This is a genomic window from Koromonas humicola, assembly GCF_059726255.1.
Window position 1 is genome coordinate 414,350 of record NZ_AP040873.1, and the last position, 21,950, is coordinate 436,299.

The 21,950-nt window shown below is 57.2% G+C and carries 24 protein-coding genes; 19 read left to right on the top strand and 5 right to left on the bottom strand.

Features of this window, described 5'->3' with window-relative positions; translation table 11 throughout:
• The first annotated feature begins 2 nt into the window (after nucleotides 1-2).
• Entirely contained in the window at nucleotides 3-1,022 is a 1,020-nt protein-coding gene (locus AC6IZD_RS01785; protein WP_497785966.1) for an L-threonylcarbamoyladenylate synthase, read from the top strand.
• 46 nt (nucleotides 1,023-1,068) lie between these two features.
• Here the strand turns inward: AC6IZD_RS01785 and AC6IZD_RS01790 are convergent, their stop codons facing one another.
• The 3 genes from AC6IZD_RS01790 to tmk form a co-directional block, all read right to left on the bottom strand.
• Nucleotides 1,069-1,494 (bottom strand): Hfq-like protein, encoded by a 426-nt coding sequence (locus tag AC6IZD_RS01790; RefSeq protein ID WP_497785967.1) that lies wholly within the window; start codon nucleotides 1,492-1,494, stop codon nucleotides 1,069-1,071.
• A 256-nt stretch (nucleotides 1,495-1,750) separates the two neighbouring features.
• The gene (locus AC6IZD_RS01795) at nucleotides 1,751-2,845 is read right to left on the bottom strand and encodes a DNA polymerase III subunit (RefSeq protein ID WP_497785968.1); all 1,095 of its coding nucleotides are present in this window, start codon (nucleotides 2,843-2,845) and stop codon (nucleotides 1,751-1,753) included.
• On the bottom strand, nucleotides 2,845-3,513 hold the full coding sequence (gene tmk, locus AC6IZD_RS01800; RefSeq protein ID WP_497785969.1) for a dTMP kinase: 669 nt from the start codon (nucleotides 3,511-3,513) through the stop codon (nucleotides 2,845-2,847). The genes AC6IZD_RS01795 and tmk overlap by 1 nt, the downstream gene beginning before the upstream one ends.
• 165 nt (nucleotides 3,514-3,678) lie before the next feature.
• On the opposite strand from tmk, the gene AC6IZD_RS01805 reads away from it, so the two are divergent.
• The 14 genes from AC6IZD_RS01805 (at nucleotide 3,679) to AC6IZD_RS01870 (ending at nucleotide 15,101) form a co-directional block, all read left to right on the top strand.
• A complete protein-coding gene (locus AC6IZD_RS01805) occupies nucleotides 3,679-5,622 on the top strand; it encodes a M61 family metallopeptidase (protein ID WP_497785970.1) in 1,944 nt (647 codons plus the stop codon).
• A 189-nt stretch (nucleotides 5,623-5,811) separates the two neighbouring features.
• A complete protein-coding gene (locus tag AC6IZD_RS01810) occupies nucleotides 5,812-6,489 on the top strand; it encodes a toxin-antitoxin system YwqK family antitoxin (RefSeq protein WP_497785971.1) in 678 nt (225 codons plus the stop codon).
• 272 nt (nucleotides 6,490-6,761) lie between these two features.
• Complete coding sequence (gene ada / locus AC6IZD_RS01815) at nucleotides 6,762-7,841, top strand: bifunctional DNA-binding transcriptional regulator/O6-methylguanine-DNA methyltransferase Ada (protein ID WP_497785972.1); 1,080 nt, start codon at nucleotides 6,762-6,764, stop codon at nucleotides 7,839-7,841.
• 64 nt (nucleotides 7,842-7,905) lie between these two features.
• Nucleotides 7,906-8,874, top strand: a complete 969-nt coding sequence (locus AC6IZD_RS01820) for a hypothetical protein (RefSeq protein WP_497785973.1) — start codon at nucleotides 7,906-7,908, stop codon at nucleotides 8,872-8,874.
• Between the two features lie 99 nt (nucleotides 8,875-8,973).
• Complete coding sequence (gene mscL, locus AC6IZD_RS01825) at nucleotides 8,974-9,399, top strand: large conductance mechanosensitive channel protein MscL (RefSeq protein ID WP_497785974.1); 426 nt, start codon at nucleotides 8,974-8,976, stop codon at nucleotides 9,397-9,399.
• Between the two features lie 286 nt (nucleotides 9,400-9,685).
• Entirely contained in the window at nucleotides 9,686-9,943 is a 258-nt protein-coding gene (rpsP, locus tag AC6IZD_RS01830; RefSeq protein ID WP_497785975.1) for a 30S ribosomal protein S16, read from the top strand.
• A gap of 15 nt (nucleotides 9,944-9,958) precedes the next feature.
• Entirely contained in the window at nucleotides 9,959-10,201 is a 243-nt protein-coding gene (locus tag AC6IZD_RS01835; protein WP_497785976.1) for a KH domain-containing protein, read from the top strand.
• A 1-nt stretch (nucleotide 10,202) separates the two neighbouring features.
• Complete coding sequence (gene rimM, locus AC6IZD_RS01840; protein ID WP_497785977.1) at nucleotides 10,203-10,805, top strand: ribosome maturation factor RimM; 603 nt, start codon at nucleotides 10,203-10,205, stop codon at nucleotides 10,803-10,805.
• Nucleotides 10,806-10,820: 15 nt separating this feature from the next.
• Entirely contained in the window at nucleotides 10,821-11,660 is an 840-nt protein-coding gene (trmD, locus tag AC6IZD_RS01845; RefSeq protein WP_497785978.1) for a tRNA (guanosine(37)-N1)-methyltransferase TrmD, read from the top strand.
• A gap of 85 nt (nucleotides 11,661-11,745) precedes the next feature.
• Nucleotides 11,746-12,102 (top strand): 50S ribosomal protein L19, encoded by a 357-nt coding sequence (gene rplS, locus AC6IZD_RS01850; protein WP_497785979.1) that lies wholly within the window; start codon nucleotides 11,746-11,748, stop codon nucleotides 12,100-12,102.
• 272 nt (nucleotides 12,103-12,374) lie between these two features.
• Entirely contained in the window at nucleotides 12,375-12,611 is a 237-nt protein-coding gene (locus AC6IZD_RS01855) for a flagellar FlbD family protein (RefSeq protein WP_497785980.1), read from the top strand.
• Nucleotides 12,612-12,614: 3 nt separating this feature from the next.
• The gene (locus AC6IZD_RS01860; protein WP_497785981.1) at nucleotides 12,615-13,421 is read left to right on the top strand and encodes a flagellar motor protein; all 807 of its coding nucleotides are present in this window, start codon (nucleotides 12,615-12,617) and stop codon (nucleotides 13,419-13,421) included.
• Nucleotides 13,418-14,146 carry a flagellar motor protein MotB gene (locus AC6IZD_RS01865; RefSeq protein WP_497785982.1) on the top strand — a complete coding sequence of 243 codons (729 nt, stop codon included), beginning with the start codon at nucleotides 13,418-13,420 and terminating at the stop codon, nucleotides 14,144-14,146. Before AC6IZD_RS01860 ends, AC6IZD_RS01865 begins: the two co-directional genes overlap by 4 nt.
• Nucleotides 14,147-14,216: 70 nt before the next feature.
• Nucleotides 14,217-15,101 (top strand): HDOD domain-containing protein, encoded by an 885-nt coding sequence (locus AC6IZD_RS01870; RefSeq protein WP_497785983.1) that lies wholly within the window; start codon nucleotides 14,217-14,219, stop codon nucleotides 15,099-15,101.
• Here the strand turns inward: AC6IZD_RS01870 and AC6IZD_RS01875 are convergent, their stop codons facing one another.
• Nucleotides 15,102-15,530 (bottom strand): response regulator, encoded by a 429-nt coding sequence (locus tag AC6IZD_RS01875; protein ID WP_497785984.1) that lies wholly within the window; start codon nucleotides 15,528-15,530, stop codon nucleotides 15,102-15,104. It lies immediately after the preceding gene.
• Between the two features lie 301 nt (nucleotides 15,531-15,831).
• On the opposite strand from AC6IZD_RS01875, the gene AC6IZD_RS01880 reads away from it, so the two are divergent.
• Nucleotides 15,832-17,541, top strand: coding sequence for a M20/M25/M40 family metallo-hydrolase (locus AC6IZD_RS01880; protein WP_497785985.1), 1,710 nt, complete (start codon nucleotides 15,832-15,834; stop codon nucleotides 17,539-17,541).
• Between the two features lie 174 nt (nucleotides 17,542-17,715).
• On the opposite strand, the gene AC6IZD_RS01885 is transcribed toward AC6IZD_RS01880, so the two are convergent.
• Nucleotides 17,716-18,768, bottom strand: coding sequence for a 3-deoxy-7-phosphoheptulonate synthase (locus tag AC6IZD_RS01885; protein ID WP_497785986.1), 1,053 nt, complete (start codon nucleotides 18,766-18,768; stop codon nucleotides 17,716-17,718).
• Nucleotides 18,769-19,055: 287 nt separating this feature from the next.
• Between AC6IZD_RS01885 and hcp the strand changes: the two genes are divergently transcribed.
• From hcp to AC6IZD_RS01900, 3 genes are all read left to right on the top strand, one after another.
• On the top strand, nucleotides 19,056-20,699 hold the full coding sequence (gene hcp, locus AC6IZD_RS01890) for a hydroxylamine reductase (RefSeq protein WP_497785987.1): 1,644 nt from the start codon (nucleotides 19,056-19,058) through the stop codon (nucleotides 20,697-20,699).
• 145 nt (nucleotides 20,700-20,844) lie between these two features.
• Nucleotides 20,845-21,123: a DUF2164 domain-containing protein gene (locus tag AC6IZD_RS01895; protein WP_497785988.1), complete on the top strand. Its 279-nt coding sequence runs from the start codon at nucleotides 20,845-20,847 to the stop codon at nucleotides 21,121-21,123.
• A gap of 26 nt (nucleotides 21,124-21,149) precedes the next feature.
• Nucleotides 21,150-21,863 carry a hypothetical protein gene (locus tag AC6IZD_RS01900; RefSeq protein WP_497785989.1) on the top strand — a complete coding sequence of 238 codons (714 nt, stop codon included), beginning with the start codon at nucleotides 21,150-21,152 and terminating at the stop codon, nucleotides 21,861-21,863.
• The last annotated feature ends 87 nt before the right edge of the window (nucleotides 21,864-21,950 follow it).

A 21,950-nucleotide genomic window follows, 5' to 3' on the forward strand; every position in this document is an offset into this window, starting at 1 on the left:
TGATGGAAACCCTTCGCCTTCGCCTCACCTCTTCGGTACTTGCTACCGACCCAGCTTTGCTCAAGGCCGCCGAGATTATTCGCTCTGGCGGCCTTGTCGCGTTTCCAACAGAAACGGTCTATGGTTTGGGCGCAAACGCGCTGGACCGCGAAGCCGTGGCCAAGATATTCGAGGCCAAGCAGCGACCGCACTGGGATCCGGTGATTGTACACGTGTATACAATCGAGCAGGCTCGCAGCCTTGTGCAGGAATTCCCCGAACGCGTCGAGCGCTTGGCAGGAGCCTACTGGCCCGGTCCGCTGACCATGCTGCTCCGACGCGCCGAGGTGATTCCCGATGTCTGCACGGCTGGACGCGAAAAAGTAGGGCTGCGCATGCCTGCCCATCCAGTTGCCCGTGCGCTGATTGTGGCTTCCGGAGTGCCCATCGCAGCCCCGAGCGCAAATCGATTTGGCCACACCAGCCCCACGACCGCAGAGCATGTTTTAGCCGATCTCGACGGTCGCATTGACGCAATCCTCGACGCCGGTTCAAGCGACATTGGACTCGAATCGACGGTGCTCGACCCTACGGCAGAGCCGCCAATTATCTATCGCCCCGGCGGCATCACTCCGGAGCAGATTCGTCGCGTTCTGGGTGACGTCACCGTGGCCGAGCGCAAGATTTCGGATGAAACTCCACCTGAGTCGCTCGAATCGCCCGGCCTTGGCATACGACACTACGCACCGCGTGCGAAAGTGATTCTTGTTGAAAGCCAGCGTGAACTTGATGCGGCCTCCGAGCGCGAGTCGCAGACATCTCAGGTCGGCGTGCTACTGCCCTCTGGCTGGAGTGCCCCTGCCCACGCCGAGGTCATTCTCGCTTGGGGCAATTGGGACGATCCCGAGTCGATGGCCCGCGATCTTTACATGCAAATGCGCGCCCTGGATCAGCGCGGAGTCGATGTGATTCTGTGTCCGTTGCCTGCGGCTAGCGGAATCGGACTCGCGATTCGCGACCGCCTGCGCAAGGCTGCCAAATAGAAAAGCCCGCGCGAGGCGGGCTTTCCAGTCATTGATGATAGCCGATCTATTTGGTGACTTCGCCTTCTTTGTATAAGTACCGAATGCTGGTTTTATAGACTAACAAGTTGGACTGCCCACCTGAGCGGTTCAGCTTGATGCAACTCTTGTCGTACCACTCAATAATTCCGTGCAGTTCTTCGCCGTCGCGAGTGACCACTACCATCGGCGTCCGGCTCTGCATTTGCTTCTGGTAATAAAAGTTCTCGGCGTGCGTCTGTTCTGCTGGTGGCGTCTTCTTCGTCGAACTCGCCTGGTTTCGTTCAGTCGCGATGCGGTCACCCTGCGGGCGCACAGGCCTGTTGCGGTCTGCGCCAGCTTCGTTTCCACGTGCCTGCTGGCTTAGCGATGGACGAATCAGTTTGCGATTCCCGAAGCCTTCTGCATCTTCGGGTGCTCGAACCACGGCGGTCGAGTCAGGTCCGTTTCTCATTTGAATCCTCTCCCCCACAGCGGGAGCAATAACTCGCTGCTCGAAGCACCCCATCAATTCCTTCTGGACGCAGTTCTGCGCGCACATCTCTAGCCTCGAGAGCTTATATCCTGAAAGGGATTGCAGTGATTCGTTTCCAAACCCTACCACACGCATAGGGCCAAAAACAATAATTGTTATCCACTCGATCTGACGAACTCAGGTGTTCTTTGGATGCCAGAACTTAAGCACCTAATAGGAAAAACTTGAGGGGATTCTATATCTCGATAGAACTGGAATATCCGTCGAGCGAAAGCGAGCGCAGAAGGTTGCGTCTCATGCCGTTTTGCACTTCTCCAATACCCTCGCTGGCGCGGACGACCCACTCAAACGACACCTGTCCTGCGATACGGTCGAGTTCGCCTTTCATATCTTCGTTATGCATTAGCTCTGGCGAATTTGACTTCAGAAATAACAGGTCTTCGAGGATCGAGTACATTACAGCGATCAGGAGATCGGTTTTCGCTTTGCCCTCGCCACCGGCGCGGTAACCATCGGTGGCGCGAAATAGCGCTGAGTGGTCGCTGTCTCCCAAGGCAGTGGTCAGTAGTACGAGCGCGTCTTTTCGCGCCGCCAAATATCCACTGAGGTCAAAACTGCGTGCCCGGCCCACGGCTCCGCCGCACAGTCGGGCTACCAGTTTCTTCTGCGCCGCCGTCCATTCGGTGCGCATAGCCAAGTCCTGCGAAATCTCTTCGGCGCTGAGAGGGGCAAGACGCAGGGTAATGCAGCGGGAGCGGATTGTAGGCAGCAGGGCATTGGAATTCTCGGCCAGCAGGAAGAGGGTGGCAAACTCTGGCGGCTCCTCCAGAACCTTCAGCAGCGCATTGGCCGCTTCCTTCATGAAGTTCGATTCAGAGAAGATGTAGAACTTCTGGCGGCCTTCGCTAGGGCGGTAGTACATTTCGCCGATCACATGCCGCACCTGGTCTACCTTGACCAGCATTTGCGGCGGATCGGGCGGAACGATCAGGACTTCGGGGAACGTCTGCACGAAGATGCGCGTTTCGCGCTTGTCAGTCTCACGAAGATTCTCTCGGGCTTCGACTGCTTCCGCGCAGCGCTCTTCCAAGGCGTCGGCCTGAGCAATCCGTTCGCAGTTGCGGCAGGTTCCGCAGAAATCCGGCAGTCCGTCCGGAGCCGTTGGTCGGTTCAGGCAGTTCACGGCCTTTGCTACCATCTGCGCCAGCGTGAACTTCCCGGAGCCCTTTGGCCCTGTAAGGATGATTGCGTGGGGCAGGTGATCGCGCGCGATCATTTCGCGCAGTCGGGTCACCGTAGCGGCATTTCCGTGAAACTGTTCGAATCCCATTACACCTGCTTTGCCATCAACCGCTCGCGCACCACGGCCACAAGTTGCTTGTGAACTGGCTCCAGCGGACGCCGCGCGTCGATGAGCACGACCCGCTCGGGTTCTCTCCGGGCGATGGTCAAGAACTGCTGATGCACGCGCTCGTAGAACGCCCGGTTCTCCTGCTCAAACCGGTTTTCGTCGCCATTGCCCTCGGCCGCCAGATTCCGCCGCCGTGCCCGCGCCAAACTGGCGCCCACATCATTATCGAGCAGCAGCGTGAGGTCGGGCTGAAGTCCCAGGCAAATGACGCGATGCATGGTCAGAATCGCGTCAGCTCCAAGCTGCCTCCCCGCCCCCTGGTAGGCCTCAGACGAATCCGTGAAGCGGTCGCACAGCACCCATGCTCCGCGATTCAGCGCCGGAAGAATGACCTCCGAAATCTGCTGGGCTCGCGAGGCGAACATCAGCGCAACCTCGGCCAGAGGCGCCAGTCCGTGCGTCCGCGAATCCACCAGAATGCCGCGAATCCGCTCGCCGATTTCGGTGCCGCCGGGCTCGCGCGTCGTTATGACTTCCAACCCTTCGCCGCGCAAGACCTCCGCAAGCCTTTCCAGATGCGTGCTCTTGCCGCATCCGTCCAGACCTTCAAAGGTGACGAATCGCCCACTTTTTGAGATGTGCCGCACAGGGGAATAATAGCAAAGCGCGGAGAGACTCTCCTTAATTCGTCATTTCAGCATCTGTTACACTCAGAAACTCACCCGAGCACGCGACCCGCATTTGCGTTTCGTGGCCCGGCTTCCCCGGCGCGGTAATGCCGCCCTCAAAACCCCTTGTTTCAGGAGTTGCAAGTGCGAACGTTGTGCGGTGTATGGCTGTTCTTGTCTCTCGGAATTGGCTCCATCATTGCCCAGAGCGGTCCCGCTCAGAGCAGTTCGATCAAAACCTCAGGATTCGCGGTGCATGAGACCATCTCGGTCGATGCGACCGAAGCGCCGCGCAAGATCTTCCATGCGCGCATGACGATTCCTGCCACACCCGGCGATTTTGTCCTGCTTTATCCCAAGTGGATTCCCGGCGAACACGGACCGACTGGCCCGATCGTCGATACGGCAGGCATCTACTTCCGCGCCAACGGCCAGAACCTCCGCTGGTATCGCGATCCGGTCGAAATGTATGCCTACCACGTCGAGGTTCCCGCAGGAGTGACCTCGATCGACGCGACCCTGGACTACCTCAGTCCGGTCGAAATGCCGGGAGGCTTCAGCGCTGGCTCTTCAGCCACCGAAAAGCTGGCCGTAATCTCCTGGAACTGGTTTGCGCTCTATCCCAAGGGCCGCGGCTCTGATGATGTTGGCGTAAAGGCTTCTCTGAAGCTCCCGCCAAATTGGCAGTGGGGAACAGCTCTGCCGCAGGCTTCGGCTGCCGATGGCTCAGTGCAGTTTGCCGAAGCATCACTGACCACGCTGGTGGATTCGCCCGTGATCACCGGACAGTTCTTGAAGAAGGTTCCGTTGCAGAGCGGCAAAACGCCCGAGCACGAGATGGATATTGCCGCCGATTCCGCCGCTGCGCTCGAGATGTCTGCGCAGCAGACCAAGGCGTTCGACAATCTGGTCGCTGAGGCCGGAGCTCTCTATGGTGCGCGTCACTATCGTGACTACCACTTCCTGCTCACACTCAGCGACCATGCCGCGCATTTCGGACTGGAGCACCATGAGTCGAACGATAGCCGAGTCGGCGAAGGCTATCTGACCGATCCGGCGCAGTGGACACTGAATGCATCGCTGCTGCCACATGAATACACCCATTCATGGAATGGCAAGTACCGCCGTCCTGCCGGATTGGCCACACCCGACTATGAAGAACCGATGAAGGGCAACCTGCTCTGGGTATATGAAGGACTGACCGAATACTTCGGCTACGTGCTCACCGGGCGCAGCGGCCTTCAAACCCCCGAGCAGTGGCGCGAGCAAATGGCGCTGATTGCCATGACCTACTCGCATCGTCCGGGCCGCAACTGGCGTCCACTCGAGGACACCGCCACGGCTGCACAGATTCTCTACGGCGCTTCGGAAAGCTTCAGTAACTATCGTCGCAGCGTGGACTACTACGACGAAGGCGCACTCATCTGGCTAGAGGCCGACAGCATCATTCGCCAGAAGAGCAATGGGCAGAAGTCGATGGACGATTTCGCTCACCTGTTCCACGGCGGCCAGAACACGCCTCCGCAGGTGAAGACCTACAACTTCGACGATGTAGTGAACACCTTGAACCAGGTACAGCCCTACGACTGGCGCGGATTCCTCACCGACCGCATTATCAAGGTTGCCGAGCGCGCACCGCTGGGAGGCATCACCAACTCGGGCTGGATGCTGGTTTACACCGATCAGCCGAATACGATGCTGAAGCTGCGCGAACAGCAGGCACGCGGCACCGATCTGACGGCTTCGCTTGGCCTAACGCTGACGAAGGAGGGAACCATCACCGACGCAATCGAAGATGGCGTTTCCGCTAAGGCAGGCATCGGCCCCGGCATGAAACTCATCGCCGTCAATGGCCGCAAGTACTCGCCCGAACTTCTGATGGCCGCGTTACGCGAGGCGCAGAAATCGAAGCAGCCAATTCAACTGCTGGTCGAAAACACCGAGTACTATCGCACGTTCTCGATCCCGTATTTCGATGGCCCGCGCTTTCCGCACTTGGTGCGCGACAACGCAAAACCCGACCTGTTGAGCGACATCATCAAACCTAAGGTCACAACCCTTCCGGCACCGGTTACTGGAGCAGAATAGAAACAGAGAACTATTCGCCTGAATGCCCCGGCCTCGAAAGCCGGGGCATTCTTTTGCGCAGCAACGTCTATTTGCAGGTGAGCCCCGGCATCCTTCGCCATTTCCAGTTTGGAAATACCGCCAACCGCGAGCATCTTTGTGGTCGAACAAAGAAAGCAGCGCCGATATCAAGAAGTAAAATGCGGAACCATGAAGAACTATCGCTCCTCCATTCCGAAGACGGCTAAGGAGCACATCTTGGCCACGTATATTTCTGGCCCTCAGAAGTACAAAGCAGAATACAGAGTCGATGGAAACGTAGTCGGCGTGCGGTACTTCTACGAGAGTGGTGAACTCCAATCTGAGCGCCCGCTGAAGAACGGAAGAACGCACGGCACCATGTACTGTTTTGATGAGGGTTACCTTGAATTTTCTGAGCCCTACTCGAACGGACTCGCTCACGGCACAGCTAAGCAATGGTCAAACGACGGCAAACTAATCGGCACATACAAGATGAAAAGCGGTACAGGTCTTGACCTTTGGCGTTGCAAGACAAATCGGGGAACTGGGTCCATCTATCTGTCCGAAGCCCGCTACCTTAGAGACGGAATGTTCCACGGATTCGAGTGGTGGCTAAATGAAGATCAGGAGAGTGTGAACCATGAACGACATTTCTGGAAAGACCAGATGCATGGCATCGAACGGATGTGGAATGGCAAGCAGCGTTTGAGCCGGGGCTTCCCACGGTACTGGGTCAAGAATAAGCGGGTTACCAAACTCCAGTACCTCCGTGCATGCACCACGGACCCAACGCTTCCGCCCTTCCGGGAAGCTGACAATTCTCCTCGAAGAGAATTTCCACCAGAGGTCCGCGAAGCGAGCAGATGAATAATGAGAATCAAAAGAACAGCAACTACCCCGCCCAATCAGAGCTTGGACGGGGCACCCGCTCTATCTGTTTCACGTTGTATGACTCCAAAAGTCTAGACCTTGAGGTTGGCTCAGGTCCTGGTTGTCGGCGTGACATCCTGATCTTGGAACGCGTTCATCCATATCTCCTCTGCCAGATCACGTGCATCCTAAGCACAATCGAATTGCAGCGCAAGAAACGGATGGCACCACCTCGCGGCCATGCGTAACGTAGCGTTATGACAAGCGTAATGAATGAAGAAAGACTCTGGCAGGCAGTGAAGGAGTGCGACGCGTCTTTCGATGGCCAGTTCTTCGTTGGCGTGCTCACCACGGGAGTCTTCTGCCGGCCGGGTTGCAAATCCCGCACGCCGCTCCGAAGGAATGTTCGGTTCTATGCGACGGCAGCAGAGGCACAGGCCGACGGACTTCGGCCCTGTCTGCGATGCAAGCCACTCGAAGCCGCCAAGTCGGACGAATCACTGCGCCAGCAATTTCAGCAGATCTGCGTGTACATTCGCGATCACGTCGAGGACCGCAGCGCCTTGAAACTGGAGTCGCTCGCCAGGCGCTTCGACTTGAGTCCGTTTCACTTCCAACGCACGTTCAAATCCGTCGTAGGCGTCAGCCCTCGGCAGTATGCGGAGGCTATTCGTATGCAGGCACTCAAGGAAAGTCTGCGCGAAGGCGAATCCGTAACCGAAGCCATCTTCGACGCCGGATTCGGCACGAGTAGTCGCGTGTATGGCGGCATCAACACCAATCTCGGAATGACTCCGCGCCAGTACCGTCGCGGTGGCGAGCAGGTTGAAATCTCCTACGTCACAGCCAACACCCCGTTGGGATTGGTGATGATCGGCGCAACGGATCGCGGCCTGTGCTTCCTCGAATTTGGCGACTCTGAAAACGAGTTGCTGGAATCCTTGCGGCAGGAGTATCCCGCCGCCAACCTCGCGCCCATGGCACAACCTCATTCGGCGGAATTCTCGGCTTGGATGCAGTCACTTGCGTCCTACCTCGAAGGTGAGCGCGCGCTGGCGAAAACTCCGCTGGTTCTGCACGGCACTGCGTTCCAGATGAAGGTCTGGCGCTACCTGCAAACGATTCCCGCCGGAAGCGTCCAATCCTACGCAGAGGTCGCCAAGTCCATCGGAGAGCCCAAAGCGACTCGCGCGGTTGCCAACGCCTGCGGAGCCAACCACATCGCACTCGCCATCCCATGCCATCGCGTCATTCGCGGCGGCGGAGGATTGGGCGGCTATCGCTGGGGCGTCGATCGCAAACGCGCTCTGCTCGATGCGGAACTGCGCGTGGCGAAGACCGTGCGCTGAATGAGGCTCGCGAATAAATCACTGCCCTGCGCTCCAGCTACTCAGCTATACTTTCCGGCACCTTATGAAAACTCCGTTTTCGGTCTATTTCGCAGGCGTGCTGGAGTGCATCGGCGGAGTACTGACGCTTCTAATGAGCGTGTTCATGGCGTATGCGTTTATGAATCGAGGAATGAATACGCCCTCAAATCCAGCCTTGAATCAATCCGGATTTGGCATGGGATTCTTCCTGTGCATCGCCGGTTTCTACGCTCTGATGGGAGCGTTGGGCATCGCAACAGGCATTTGCGTCTGCATGCGGCAAAACTGGGCGCGGTGGAGCACGATCATCTTTTCGTGGATCACCATGTGCATCTGCGCGATGTCGGCACTGTTCATCGCGGTAATGCCGAACGTAAGCGGTGCACCTGAAAACATCATGCACGCGGTCAAGATTGGAGTGGCCGGTTTCTTCGTGGCTATTGCTCTGTTGTGCGCCTGGTGGGCATGGTTATTCACTCGCCCGCGCATCAAGGAACTCTTTGCCGAGCCCGGTGAGCCGCCTGTCTCCACTCGCCCAATCAGCATGAGCGTGCTGGCATGGCTTTGGATTTCTACCGGAGCCACCATGTGCATCGCTGTTGCGTTCATCTCCTTTCCAACTTTGCTTGGAATCTGGGTACTTACTGGTTGGAGCGCAAGACTGGTCGCATTTGCCTGGGGCGTAGCCTATATCGTCTTGGGATGGGGACTGCTGAAACTTGAGGAGTGGGCGCGCCTGGGGTCTATCGCGATGCTTGTCTTCGGAGCCTTGAACGCATTGGCCAACTTCTTAGTGCCGGGTCAGACAGAGCGCATGCAGCGGCTTATGCACAGCTACCCGTGGAAGATGCCGAGCACGGATTTCACAATGGCATCCTGGGGCATGCGGCAAGGCGTCGCCATTGGCCTCATCGGCATAGCTGTGCCTTTGTACTTCCTGATTACGCGCAGGGCGGCGTTCTCACAGTCTCAGATTGGCTCCTCGGCAGGAGAGATTCCGCCCGTGGGCTAGGTACGAAAATCGGCTTTACACATCAGCTTGACCAGCTTTTCTGCATCTACAATGAGTGACACTGGACGCCTCCGTTTCCGCGTTCGACAGGAGGTCTATATGTTCAAGGGATTTCGCGAGTTCATGCTTCGCGGCAACGTCATCGACCTTGCCGTAGCCGTGGTCATCGGTGCCGCCTTTGGAGCAGTAGTCACATCCTTCGTCGCCAACATTCTTACGCCGTTCATCGCTGCCATCGTGGGCAAGCCCGACTTTTCCGCCCTCGCCATCACCATCAATGGCAGCAAGATTCAGTATGGCCTGTTTCTCAATGCGTTCATCTCATTCCTGCTCATCGGCAGCGCCGTGTACTTCACCATGGTGGTCCCGATGAATGCCTGGAAAGCCCGTCAGGCCCGTGGTCAGGCTGGTCCCGACCCCACGACCAAGACTTGCCCGGCCTGCATGGAATCCATTGCCATCGCGGCCAGCAAGTGCAAATGGTGCGGCTCAGAGCAGGGCGTTGTCGAAAAACAGCTTGTCTAGTTGAGCCCTCTGGGCGGTGATTACTGCGCGGCTTGCCACCACCGCCAAGTTCCGCGATAATAGATGCTTGCTGCAAGTGTATGCCTGACGTGTGTCTGGTCATTCCTTTGTGGTAGAGCCCGTGGCGGATGTCAATCTGCCGATTGCGTCCTGAAAAGGAGCAGCGGGTCACAGCGTTCGAATCAAAACCGGCCTGTCCGGTCGCGATTTCCGGTCCTCGGGAGCAAAGCTCGCCGGGGATGTCGAGCGCTGGAGTTAAGCGAAGAGAGGAAATAAGCCTGTGTTAATGATCCGTCTTTCGCGCCGTGGCGCGCGTAAGCAGCCTGTTTATCGTATCGTCGTCATCGAAAAGGACCGCGCGCGCGATGGTCGTTCGATTGAAGTTGTTGGTCTCTACAATCCGCGCACAACCCCTGCAACGGTCGAATTGAAGAGGGATCGCGTCGAGTACTGGCTCTCTAAGGGTGCCCAGTTCTCCCCAACTCTTGCGCGCCTTTATAAGAATGCGCCCGCAACCCCGGCTCCGGCTGAGCCGGTAGCGTAACAGGAGCCGACGATCATGTCCGCCAATCTGCCTGAACTGGCCAAAGAGCTGGCCAAGGCTCTTGTGGATGCTCCCGAGGAAGTTTCGGTCGACGCCTCCGGCGACAGCGAGTACGTAAAGCTGGAGCTGGAAGTTGCCGAAGACGACTTGGGACGTGTGATTGGCCGTTCCGGCCGAACCGCACGTGCGCTGCGCACCATCCTTTCCGCTGCGGCGGAAAAGAACGGTCAGCGCTGTTCGCTCGACATCCTCGAGTAGCATGGCGCTGCAATCGGACGCCGCATTTGTCACCATTGCGCGCGTTATTCGAGTGCAAGGCCGCGTAGGTGAAGTCCTGACTGAGCTGTACACCGACTTCCCCGAAAAGTTTGAGCAGCGGCGCACGCTCTACGCTTGGTTCGCAGAGAAGGATCAGCGACGCGAACTGCATCTCGAGGACTTCTGGCCCCACAAGGGCGGAATGGTTCTTAAGTTCGCCGGTGTGGATTCCATTGAGGAAGCGGAAACGCTGCTGCGATCGGAAATCCAGATTCCTGCCACCGAACGCGCCGAGTTGGAAGAAGGCGCGGTTTACGTGAGCGAACTGCTGGGCTGCCAGGTAGTGGAAGTAACCCGGCCGGACGGCGCGATCGGAACCGTTGTAGATGTAAATTTTGGGGCTGGGACGGCCCCTCTGCTCATCGTGAAAAACGAGGGCGGTAAAGAGTTCATGATCCCCTTCGTCGAGAGCTTTACGAAACAGCTCGACTTGAAGGCGAAGCGGATCGAAATGCAATTGCCGGACGGCATGCTGGATCTGGATGCTCCGCTCAGTGCGGGCGCAAAGGATCGGCAGCAACCACCGGCGAAGCGATCACGATAGGACAGAGGCCAGGAAGTGCGGTTCGAGTTCGTCACCATCTTTCCGGACTTCTTCCGTGGTCCCTTGGATTACGGCATTGTGCGCCGAGCGCGCAACGCCGGGCTCATTGAAATCGGACTCCACGACCTTCGGGCATTTACCCATGACCGTCATCGCACGGTGGACGATCGTCCATTTGGCGGCGGCGAAGGGATGCTGCTGAAACCCGATCCGCTGTTTGACTGCGTTGAATCTCTTGGCGTCGCGCCAAGGGAAGACCGCATCAACGGCACGGCTCGGGAATCGGTCATCATGCTGTCGGCCTCGGGTAAGCTGTTTACCCAAGCCATGGCGCAGGAACTGTCGCAACTTGATCGCATCACGTTCCTGTGTGGCCGCTACGAAGGAGTGGATGAACGCGTGACCGAACATCTCGCTGACCGCGAGGTTTCGGTAGGTGACTTTGTGCTGAGTGGCGGCGAGCTAGGTGCCGCGCTCATTCTCGACTGCATCACCCGCCTGCTGCCCGGAGCGTTGGGCAACGAAGCTTCCTGCAAGACCGAAAGCTTCAGTGAGGTGGTGGCCGAGCCAAAGTTCGACGACCGCGGACGTCTCGAGCCGGATTCCACGGTGCATACCGGTGGGTTGCTCGATTATCCGCATTACACGCGCCCCGCAGAGTTTCGCGGGATACCGGTTCCGGATGTGCTGATGAACGGGAACCATGAAGAGATCCGGCGTTGGCGGCGTCGCCAGGCACTGGAAAAGACGCTGAGGAATCGCCCCGATCTTTTGGACAAAGTGGCGCTTAGTCCGGAAGATAAGGCCTTGGTTCAGGAATTGAAGCGTAGCGAATTAAAGCTTCGCGGGTTGTAGCGCGAGGCCAAACAAGTTTCGAGAAAGATTACGGGATCGTCCGTGGCTGCTGCCCCGGCACCCGAGAAGAGAAGAGGAAATCGAAATGTCGTCATCTCCCATCATTACCCGGATGCTTGCGAAAGTGCAGCGCACCGACCTGCCGAATTTCGCGGTGGGCGACACCGTCCGCGTTCACGTCAAGATCAAGGAAGGCGATAAGGAACGCGTCCAGATCTTCGAAGGCATCGTTATCAAGAAGGCCAACGGCCAGCAGGCGAGCTTCACCGTCCGCAAGATGAGCTTCGGACAGGGCGTCGAGCGCATTTTCCCGCTCGGCAGCCGCATTATCGAAAAGCTGGAAGTGGTCCGCTCCGCCAAGGTACGTCGCGCCAAGCTGTACTACCTGCGCGCGCTGCGTGGCAAGGCTGCCCGCTTGAAGGAAGTCGAGCGCACCAAGTAGTTCGCGCACTCACGCAATCTGGCAAGAAGATCGCATGCAAGGGGCGAGGTGCATCCTCGTCCCTTGTTTTATGCTGTCGGAATTCCTCAGCTAACAAGAACTCCATCTGATTTGCTCAAATATCTCATCTAGTCCAGCTCAAATCTGATTTACTCAGGTGGCCCACGCTGCAGTTCGCATATGTGAGGTATGCACTGGCCTGCATTCATCTACTCCACCGCTCAAGTTCTCCCCGCTCCCGCCGATGAGTTCAAAGAAGGCGGTCGATATCGATGATCGAACTCACGCGGCTGAATGGTCATCCCATCCTCATAAATGCAGAACTGATAAAGTCCGTCGAGCAGAGTCCCGACACCGTCATCACTCTCATCACGGGAGACAAGATGGTAGTTCGCGAAGCGTCCGCAGAGGTCATGCAGAGATTTGTCGCTTACCGCCGCACTCTCCTGAAGCAGGATGCCACCGTTGGCGCCGTGGTGTCCGAGCCGCGTGCGTCACGCGAGGAGTAGTCCGTGGACAAGGGAACGGTCGCCGGAATTGTCGTCAGCTTTGGGGGAATCACTGCCGGGCTTCTGCTTGAAGGCGGCAAGCTCAGCCAGATCTTCCAGCCGACTGCCGCGCTGATCGTTGGCGGAGGCACAATCGGCGCGGTTCTGTTGCAGTTTCCGCTGGGCACGGTTTTTGCAGCCTTCCGCAATCTCGCCACCATCATCTTCGAGCCACGATCCCGGGCGCGTGACGAGATACACCGCCTGTCTAAGCTCGCGCAGAAAGCAAGACGCGATGGCATCATCTCTCTCGACTCCGAACTTCCGAACATTGCCGATCCATTCATGAGCCGTGCGCTCATGCTGGCCGTTGACGGAACCGAGTCGAGCGAACTGCGGGCCATCATGCAACTCGAACTCGATGCCAGCGCCGAGGCCGAAGATGAGTTGTCGCGCGTGTACGAAGCCGCCGGAGGCTTCGCGCCAACCATCGGGATCATCGGCGCGGTGCTTGGACTGATCCAGGTAATGCAGCATCTCGACAAAATAGAGGAAGTCGGACGCGGCATCGCCGTAGCCTTTGTCGCGACGATCTACGGTGTTGGATTCGCCAACCTCATTGCGCTGCCCATCGCTGGAAAGCTGCGCCATCGACTGCGCACTCGTCAGATCGTCCGTGAGCTGACGCTTGAAGGCGTGGTCTCGATCCTCGAAGGCATCAACCCGCGCATGCTCGAAGCAAAGCTCAACGGCTTCCTGCAGCACGCAACCGAAAAGGTCAATGCGAAAGTTGAATCCAAACCGCAAACAGATATGGCAGGCGTGCGATGAGTCGTCGCCCGAAGAATCATGGCAACAGCGAGCGCTGGATGGTGTCCTACGCGGACTTTGTCACGCTGCTTTTTGCGTTTTTCGTTGTGCTCTACTCAACTGCGCAGGTGGACAAAGCCAAGCTCGCCAAGCTCTCCCAGGCAATCTCCGAAGGCTTCCAGCAGCTCGGAGTCGGCTCCGGTTCGGGTACTCCTGTGATTCTCGTTCCCGGCACGACTACCATTCAGGCCACGCATCCCGCCCGTGCACAGGACACGGCGGAAGCGATCCGCCGCAAGCTCGAAGCAGAGCTAGCCGAAGAGCTTAAGCGCCACAACATCTCATTGCGTGAAACTCCCGAAGGTCTCGTGCTCAGCCTGCGCGAAGTTGGATTCTTCGATAGCGGATCGGCCACCATGAGGGCCAGTTCGGTTGCTGCTTTCGATCGCATTGGCCATGTGCTGGCTTCCATTGGGAGCAATCTTCGTGTCGAGGGGCACACGGACAACGTGCCGATTCACACTCTCCAGTTCCAATCCAACTGGGAGCTCTCTACGGCGCGAGCCACCGAAATCACCCGCCTGTTGCTCATGCGCGAGGGGATCAGTCCGGAGCGCCTTTCAGCCGCAGGCTATGCGGAGTATCATCCCGTAGCCGACAACGCCACCGAGGACGGACGCCGCTTAAACCGCCGGGTCGATATCGTGATCGTTGCGCCTCACGAACTCAACCCACCTCACAATTAGCATTAAAGATCTATCGCCGGTCTGCCGATAAATGAACCAGACGATAACGGATACGGAAAACTTAGCGCTCATGTTGTCACAAGCGGATGTCGAATGCCGTATTGCGGGGCTGAGTGAGCTGCCGCCCATTCCGGCGATTCTGTTTCCTCTTCTCAGTCAGCTCGATGGATGTGCTACCGAGGCTGATCTGCAGAAAATCGTCCAGCTTGTTTCTCATGACAGTGCGCTCGCTACGCAGGTAATACACACGGCCAACTCCCCCTTATTCGGCCTGTGTGGACGCGTATCGAGCTTGCGTGAAGCAGCGCTCGCACTGGGCATGACTCGACTGCGCGACATCGTGACCTCCTGCTGTCTTATGCAAATATCCCCCCGGCAGAGTGGTCTCGATGTCGCGTGCTTTTGGGAGCACTCGCTCGCCTGCGCACTCATTTCCCGCAGCCTAGCCCGCAAATTGCAGTACGCCGATCCCGAGCGCGCCTACCTTGCTGGATTGCTGCACGATCTCGGCATCATGGTGGACATGCTCCTCATTCCACGTGAATTCGCCAACGCCTTCCAGGTTGCGGCCGAATCACGCCGCCCCTTGTGCGATGTCGAACTGGAACAGATGGGCGTCTCCCACGAAGTCACAGGTGAAATGCTTTCCACGCACTGGCGGCTCTTCGACTTTCTGCCCGAGGTCATCCGGTGCCATCATGCGGTAGACCGTGCTACGGTTGATCCCGCGCTTGTCGCGATCGTGAATATCGCCGACTTCATCTGCCGCACCTCCGGCCTCGGATACGGCTACGAAGAAAGTCTCCAGGTCACGCTTGAGGACGAATACGCCTGGAAGATCCTTTCCCATGCACGCCCGGATTTGCGGGCCGTTGATGTAGCTGGATTCACCAATGACGTCGAGAGCTACGTCAAAGAGGTCAGGAACTTGATCTCGGCGCTATTTCGTGTGTAGTCAGTGAGCGAACACCTGTGCCAACGTGCGGGTGAGTGTTTCAATCCTGAAAGGCTTTTGCAGGTATCCAAATTGCGATCCTGCCTGATCATCGTGCAGTAGCGCATTTTCCGTGTAGCCCGACATAAATACGACGCGAAGCTGCGGAAGTTTCTTCAAGATTTCATCTGCCATCTGGCGACCGTTCATTCCGGGCATCACTACGTCGGTGAGCAACAGATCGATTTGGCCATGATAGTCGTGGCACATCTCGATTCCTTCTTCTGCTCCGTCACAGGCCAGCACGCGGTATCCTGCGCGTTCGAGCACCTCGCCTATGATTCCGCGGATCGTCTTTTCGTCTTCCACCAGCAGAATTGTTTTAGTGGGTGATTTGCTTCCGGCTGCGCTCGTGGCTTTTGCCTCTACTGCGCTCGCTTCTTTTTGCATGTTCTCATCTCCTGAAAAGGCGCACATACTGCATTGGTTCAATGTCGCGTATGTATTCTTTGCAAAAACCGCGTGGACCGCACGTGTTTCATTCCGCATTTGGAAGCAGAACTCCTCTGCCGGGTTCAAAATGAACTGCGGTCCCAAATCGGACAACACGAGTCTGTAGGCTTTACTCTTCGTTACAGTCCTGACGTGGCAGTGTTCTCACGCCGCTACTTACAAGTGCTAAGATTTCGCAATCCGGCAAAACTCGTGTATCTCTCACGCGAGAATCCTCCCGCCGTTCGAGGACTGATTGATGATTCATCTTCGCCATATGCGGCGAATCCAGCTCGCCATCTGTTCTGGTCTTGTCGTTGCCTCCAGCATCGCACCTGTATATGCGGCTACAGCTTCCATGCACGATGCTGTTGATCTTCAGGTAGTCACGCGCATCCGACAGGAAGCGATCCAGCACAGCAATGTGATGCAAACTCTCTCCGAGCTTACTGACCGCATCGGGCCGCGCCTCGCCGGGTCCCAGAACCTGAAGAACGCAAACCTCTGGACCGAAAAGCAGCTTACCGATTGGGGACTTTCCAACGCGCATCTTGAAGGCTTCACCTTCGGACGCGGTTGGGCGCTGGATTCAATGTCGATCCGCATGACCTCTCCGGATACGGCGATTCTCATTGGCTATCCCAAGGCGTGGACACCTTCGACGAATGGAGCAATTCAGGGCGAAGTCGTTCCGGTAAAGATCAAGTCCATGGAGGACCTTGAGAAGTATCGCGGTCAGCTAGCGGGAAAGATCGTCCTGCTTGGTGAGCCTCGCGACCTCAAGCCTGAATCCGAACCGGCGCTCCATCGCTACGACGAAGCCAAGCTTCGCGATCTCTCCGAATTTCAGATGCCCGGCACTCCGTACAAAGATTCAACTGGCCGCGTGTGGACCCGCGAAGATCTGATGCAGCGCCGGCGCCTCAGCTTGGCAATTGACAAGTTCCTTCAGGAAGAAAAGGTCGCAGCTTCTATCGAAGGCAGCCGCGGCGATGAAGGACTCCTCTTTGTGCAAGGCACGCAGAACTATAAGCCCGGCTCGCCTGATGGAGTGCTTCAGATCGTGATTGCAGCCGAGCAGTTCAATCGCATGTCGCGCCTGCTGGACCGCAAGCTTCCGGTGGCAGTCGAACTCAATGTGAAGTCGCATTTCGAGTCGCCTGACAATGGAGAGGTGTTCAACACTATTGCCGAGATTCCCGGCAGCGACAAGAAAGATGAACTGGTCCTCGTCGGCGGGCACCTCGACTCGTGGCATGCCGGAACCGGCGCAACCGACAACGCAACAGGCGTCGCCGTAGCGATGGAAGCCGTTCGCATCCTGAAGGCGATGAACGTCAAGCCGCGTCGTACTATCCGCATTGCACTCTGGGCTGCAGAAGAAGAGGGCTTGCTCGGTTCGCGCGCATACGTGAAGGAGCACTACGGCTATCCGGAGGAGCCTAAGGACGAGACCCCGTCCTACCTGCGACAGACTCCGCTTCCCGTCGTATTGAAGCACGGACAGGAGAAGGTCTCAGCCTACTTCAATCTCGACAATGGCACCGGAAAGCTTCGCGGCATCTACGCACAGGAAAACGCTGCTGTTATGCCCATCTTCGAGCAGTGGGGCGAACCGTTCCGCGACCTCGGATTCACCTCGGTGACCATGCGCAACACCGGTTCCACTGACCACATTTCGTTCGATGCCATCGGCATTCCCGGATTCCAATTCATCCAGGATTCCGTCGAGTACGAAACGCGCACGCATCACTCCAACATGGATGTGTACGATCGCGCCCAGCGTGAAGATCTCATCCAGGCGTCCATCATCATGGCGTCGTTCCTCTACAACACTGCCATGCGCGATGAGCCGCTCCCGCGCAAACCTCTCGCCGTCGAAGCCAAGTACGAACCGGCCCCGGCTCCTGCTGCGGGAGCTCCAACCCATAAGGACGCGAAAAAGAAAGCGAGCGGCGTGACAAACTAAAACTGTTTTGGGATTGCAGTGCCCGCGGGTGCCCCACCTTCGACGCGCGTCTTTTGCGCGGCTAAGGTGGGAGAGCAAAACGCCCATGGTCACACCAATCCTCGGAGCCATATTCGCAGCAAAGAAGAGGGCGGCCCTTCAACAGGCCGCCCTCTTTGCTTTCGAATCCTTCTTCTACTTTCTGCCGACCTTTACCGCGGCTGCCAATTCTCGCAACAGCGCTTCGGTATCATCCCAGCCAATGCACGCGTCTGTGATGCTCTGGCCGTAGGTCAATGCTTTGCCGTTCACCAGCGATTGCGACCCCGCCACCAGACTGCTTTCAATCATCAGCCCGATGATGCGTTCTTCGCCGTTCGCAACCTGCTTGGCAACGTCGCGACATACCAGAGGCTGACGCGTATGGTCCTTTTGGCTGTTCGCATGGCTGCAATCGATCATCACCTGAGGTTTTTGCTTGCAACTGTCGAGCTTGGCGCAAACTTCTCCTACAGCTTCGGATGTGTAATTCACCATCTTGCGGCCACCGCGCAAGATGACGTGCGTGTCAGGATTTCCATTGGTCACAAAGATTGCCGATTGCCCATACTTCGAGTGTCCAAGAAAGGTATGCGGATTCGCCGCCGAGAGCATTGCCTCAATCGCAATCTGCACGTCGCCCGACGTCGCGTTCTTGAATCCCACAGGGCACGACAGTCCCGACACAAGCTGGCGGTGAATCTGGCTCTCCGTCGTGCGTGCGCCAATCGCGCCCCAACTCACCAGCCCCGCCACATACTGTGGTGAAATCATGTCCAGAAACTCGGTTCCGGCCGGAACGCCCATTTCTGCCAGATCGAGCAGCAGCCTGCGCGCAATCCTCAGCCCATCATTGATCTTGTAGCTCTGGTCAAGGTACGGATCGTTGATCAGTCCCTTCCACCCGATTATCGTTCGCGGCTTTTCGAAATACACGCGCATCACGACAATCAGTTCGTTTGAAACCTCGTCCATCACGCGCTTAAGCTTCGCAGCGTACTCGCGCGCAGCCTTTGGATCATGAATCGAGCACGGCCCCACGACCACGATCAGCCGCTTGTCTTGCCCCTTGAGCACGTCGCAAATCGCGTGGCGCGTCTTGTATATAGTTTTGGACGCCTCCTCCGTCATCGGCATTTCTTCTTCAAGGAATGCGGGAGGCAGGACTACCTTCGTCCATTTGATTCTTAAATCATCTGTTGCATACATGGCACTTATCCGATGGGGAGACATTCACGCAGCCGCAGCAGCGCCCCACTAGCTCCGGCACATAGCCCGGCAGTGTTATTTCGCAGGATGTATGAGGTTAAATCGAATTCTGCCACTCTGCAACCCACCTCCAGAATCGCGGCCAGCACATTGGTTCGCAATTCCGTGGAACTGAGCCAATATCACATACCCACAACAAAGCTTAGCCTAGTGACTTTAGTCGCTGTCGCTTTTTCGCTCTGCCCGTAAGCTCCTTTGTGTACTCAGTTCGAAGGAGCTCATACCTAATGTTCTGTTATCAATGTGAACAAACCGCAAAAGGCCAGGGATGCTCGCAGATTGGCGTTTGCGGTAAAGACGACAACACAGCCGCCCTGCAGGACCTGCTTGTCCACGCCCTTAAGGGTGTTTCCATGTATGCCCATCGCGCCGCCAAACTCGGCGTGCACGATGCCGAGGTTGACGAATTCGTTGTTGAGGCTCTTTTCGGCACGCTGACCAACGTCAACTTTGATCCCGTCCGCGTGGCCGCCATCATTGCCGAAACCGCGAAGGTCCGCGACCGTGCACGCCAAATCTATCTCTCCGCAGCCGCCGCCCAGGGCACCGCTCCCGAGCAGTTCAATGGAGCAAGCAAGTTCGTTCCCGCCACTGGCCTCGATGCCTTGATTGAACAGGGCAAACTCCACGACATTCCTGCTGCCCAGCTCGCCAACGGCGAAGAAGTCGCCAACCTGCAGGAAATGATTCTTTACGGGGTGAAGGGTGTTGCCGCGTACGCCGAGCACGCCCGCCAACTCGGTGGCCGCGAAACCGCGATCTACGCCACCATCCACGAAGTTCTCGACTTCCTCACCAAGCCGTCGCCTTCTCTCGAAGACCTCCTTGGCTACGCGCTCAAGGTTGGCGAACTGAACCTGAAGGTCATGGAAGTTCTCGACCGCGCCAACACCGACACCTTCGGACACCCCACGCCGACTCCAGTTCGCGTTCATCCCGTTGCTGGCAAAGCCATCCTCGTCAGCGGACACGACCTTGCCGATCTCGCCGCCCTGCTTGAGCAGACCAAGGGGCTTGGCATCCAAATCTATACGCACGGCGAAATGCTTCCTGCCCACGGGTATCCCAAGCTCAAGGCCTACTCTCACCTCGCCGGAAACTACGGTGGTGCATGGCAGGATCAGGCCAAGGAATTTGCCGAATTCCCCGGCGCGATTCTGATGACTTCCAACTGTATCCAGCAGCCGAAGCCCAGCTACGAGTCGCGCATTTTCACATCGGGAGTTGTCGCCTGGCCGGGCATTACCCATGTCTCTCGCAAGGACTTCTCGGCAGTAATCGCCGCCGCGCTCACCGCGCAGGGATTCGAAGAGGACGGCCCGAATGACACCATCCTCACTGGCTTCGGACGCAGCGCCGTTCTCGGCGTCGCCGACCAGGTGATTGGTGCAGTGAAGGCTGGCAAGATTCGTCACTTCTTCCTCATCGGCGGATGCGATGGAGCACGTTCGGGCCGCGACTACTACACCGAACTAGCCGAATCCGTTCCCGACGATTGCGTCATTCTGACTTTGGCTTGCGGCAAGTATCGCTTCAACAAGCTGCAGTTCGGCGACATCGGAGGCATCCCCCGTCTTCTCGATGTCGGCCAGTGCAACGATACCTACTCGGCTATCCAGATCGCGGTCGCGCTCGCCGGAGCCTTCGAATGCGGCGTCAACGATCTGCCCTTGTCGCTTGTTCTTTCGTGGTACGAGCAGAAAGCGGTCGCCATCCTGCTGACGTTGCTTTACCTCGGTATCAAGAACATCCGCATCGGTCCCACACTTCCGGCATTCATCACCCCCAAGGTGCTCGGCCTGTTGCAGCAGAACTACAACCTGATGCCGATCACCAACCCGGAACAGGACTTGGCGGCAATCCTGAAGTAAACAGTTAAACAATCCATACTCCTTTCGAACACACTGAAGCCTCAGAACCCTGAGGCTTCGTTTTTTTGCAGATCGCTTGGCTTTGATTTACGGTTTGACGCGAGCGAAGCGAACGCTTCTGCTCATTTTGAAACCTGAGGATCCTATGCCCAACATCGAGCTTTCCAAGCAGGCACGTGAAGAAGCGATTGCATCCCTGAAGCGCTATTTCGACGAAAACATGCCCGAATCACTCGGCGATCTTCCTGCCGGTCTCCTGCTCAACTACATCGTCGAAGAGATCGGCCCCGCCATTTACAACCAGGCGATTGCCGATACTCAAGCACGCATCCAGCTCCGCATTTCCGACCTCGGCAGCGAGCTCTATGCCGATGAGTTTCAATACTGGCCGCGCTTGGACAAGAAGCGGAAGAATCGTCGCTAACCCGGTCGAAAACAATTGAGCTCTGGATGCCCGATCAGTATCATCCCCGAGTGCGTCTTCTATTCCTTGCTATTGTCGCCATTCAACTAGTCGGTGTGCCATTGGCCGTGGCACAAGCAACAAATCCTGAAGCCAAGACTTCAGAGCGACTGATCTTTGTCATTCCCAACAATCGCACGGTCGAGCATAAAACTACCTTCGCTCCTATCTCGGCACGCACGAAATGGAAGCTTGCCGCCGAGGACGCGTTTGACCCATACGCATTCGTCTCCGCAGGCGTGAATGCAGCCGCTGAGCAGGCCGCCAATGATCATCCTGAGTATGGCCAAGGCTTTCGCGGATTTGCCAAACGATATGGTGCCGACTTTACCGATGAAGCCAGTTCCGAGCTTCTAGGCGGGGGACTTTTCCCCACAATATTTCACCAGGACCCGCGCTATTTCCGCATGGCCCAAGGCGGTGTCTGGCGGCGGGGAATGTATGCGCTTTCGCGATCCGTCCTGACAAAGTCTGACTCCGGGAAATCGCAGTTCAACTATTCCAACGTGCTTGGCGGATACACGGCGGCGAGTCTGTCCAACGCATACTATCCTGCGCCCGATCGTACTTTCGGCCAGACGATGCAACGAGGCAGCATACTTCTGTTTGAGGACGCCGCATTCAATCTGATCAAGGAATTCTGGCCGGATATTCACAGTCGCTTGCGTCACAACCGCAGCTCTAAATCAGATCCAAAGTAGAAATTCGAGATCGGGGCCGCCGCTATAAAGCTTCATGACGGCCCTAGCTTTCACACTACATCCAGCGCCGCCAGCCAAGACTTCTTC

Coding starts and splice junctions, on each gene's coding strand:
- AC6IZD_RS01785 (WP_497785966.1), top strand. CDS start 3: ATGGAAACCCTTCGCCTTCGCCTCACCTCTTCGGTACTTGCTACCGAC.
- AC6IZD_RS01790 (WP_497785967.1), bottom strand. CDS start 1,494: ATGAGAAACGGACCTGACTCGACCGCCGTGGTTCGAGCACCCGAAGAT.
- AC6IZD_RS01795 (WP_497785968.1), bottom strand. CDS start 2,845: ATGGGATTCGAACAGTTTCACGGAAATGCCGCTACGGTGACCCGACTG.
- AC6IZD_RS01810 (WP_497785971.1), top strand. CDS start 5,812: ATGAAGAACTATCGCTCCTCCATTCCGAAGACGGCTAAGGAGCACATC.
- ada (WP_497785972.1), top strand. CDS start 6,762: ATGAATGAAGAAAGACTCTGGCAGGCAGTGAAGGAGTGCGACGCGTCT.
- AC6IZD_RS01820 (WP_497785973.1), top strand. CDS start 7,906: ATGAAAACTCCGTTTTCGGTCTATTTCGCAGGCGTGCTGGAGTGCATC.
- mscL (WP_497785974.1), top strand. CDS start 8,974: ATGTTCAAGGGATTTCGCGAGTTCATGCTTCGCGGCAACGTCATCGAC.
- rpsP (WP_497785975.1), top strand. CDS start 9,686: ATGATCCGTCTTTCGCGCCGTGGCGCGCGTAAGCAGCCTGTTTATCGT.
- AC6IZD_RS01835 (WP_497785976.1), top strand. CDS start 9,959: ATGTCCGCCAATCTGCCTGAACTGGCCAAAGAGCTGGCCAAGGCTCTT.
- rimM (WP_497785977.1), top strand. CDS start 10,203: ATGGCGCTGCAATCGGACGCCGCATTTGTCACCATTGCGCGCGTTATT.
- rplS (WP_497785979.1), top strand. CDS start 11,746: ATGTCGTCATCTCCCATCATTACCCGGATGCTTGCGAAAGTGCAGCGC.
- AC6IZD_RS01855 (WP_497785980.1), top strand. CDS start 12,375: ATGATCGAACTCACGCGGCTGAATGGTCATCCCATCCTCATAAATGCA.
- AC6IZD_RS01865 (WP_497785982.1), top strand. CDS start 13,418: ATGAGTCGTCGCCCGAAGAATCATGGCAACAGCGAGCGCTGGATGGTG.
- AC6IZD_RS01870 (WP_497785983.1), top strand. CDS start 14,217: ATGTTGTCACAAGCGGATGTCGAATGCCGTATTGCGGGGCTGAGTGAG.
- AC6IZD_RS01875 (WP_497785984.1), bottom strand. CDS start 15,530: ATGCAAAAAGAAGCGAGCGCAGTAGAGGCAAAAGCCACGAGCGCAGCC.
- AC6IZD_RS01880 (WP_497785985.1), top strand. CDS start 15,832: ATGATTCATCTTCGCCATATGCGGCGAATCCAGCTCGCCATCTGTTCT.
- AC6IZD_RS01885 (WP_497785986.1), bottom strand. CDS start 18,768: ATGTATGCAACAGATGATTTAAGAATCAAATGGACGAAGGTAGTCCTG.
- hcp (WP_497785987.1), top strand. CDS start 19,056: ATGTTCTGTTATCAATGTGAACAAACCGCAAAAGGCCAGGGATGCTCG.
- AC6IZD_RS01895 (WP_497785988.1), top strand. CDS start 20,845: ATGCCCAACATCGAGCTTTCCAAGCAGGCACGTGAAGAAGCGATTGCA.
- AC6IZD_RS01900 (WP_497785989.1), top strand. CDS start 21,150: ATGCCCGATCAGTATCATCCCCGAGTGCGTCTTCTATTCCTTGCTATT.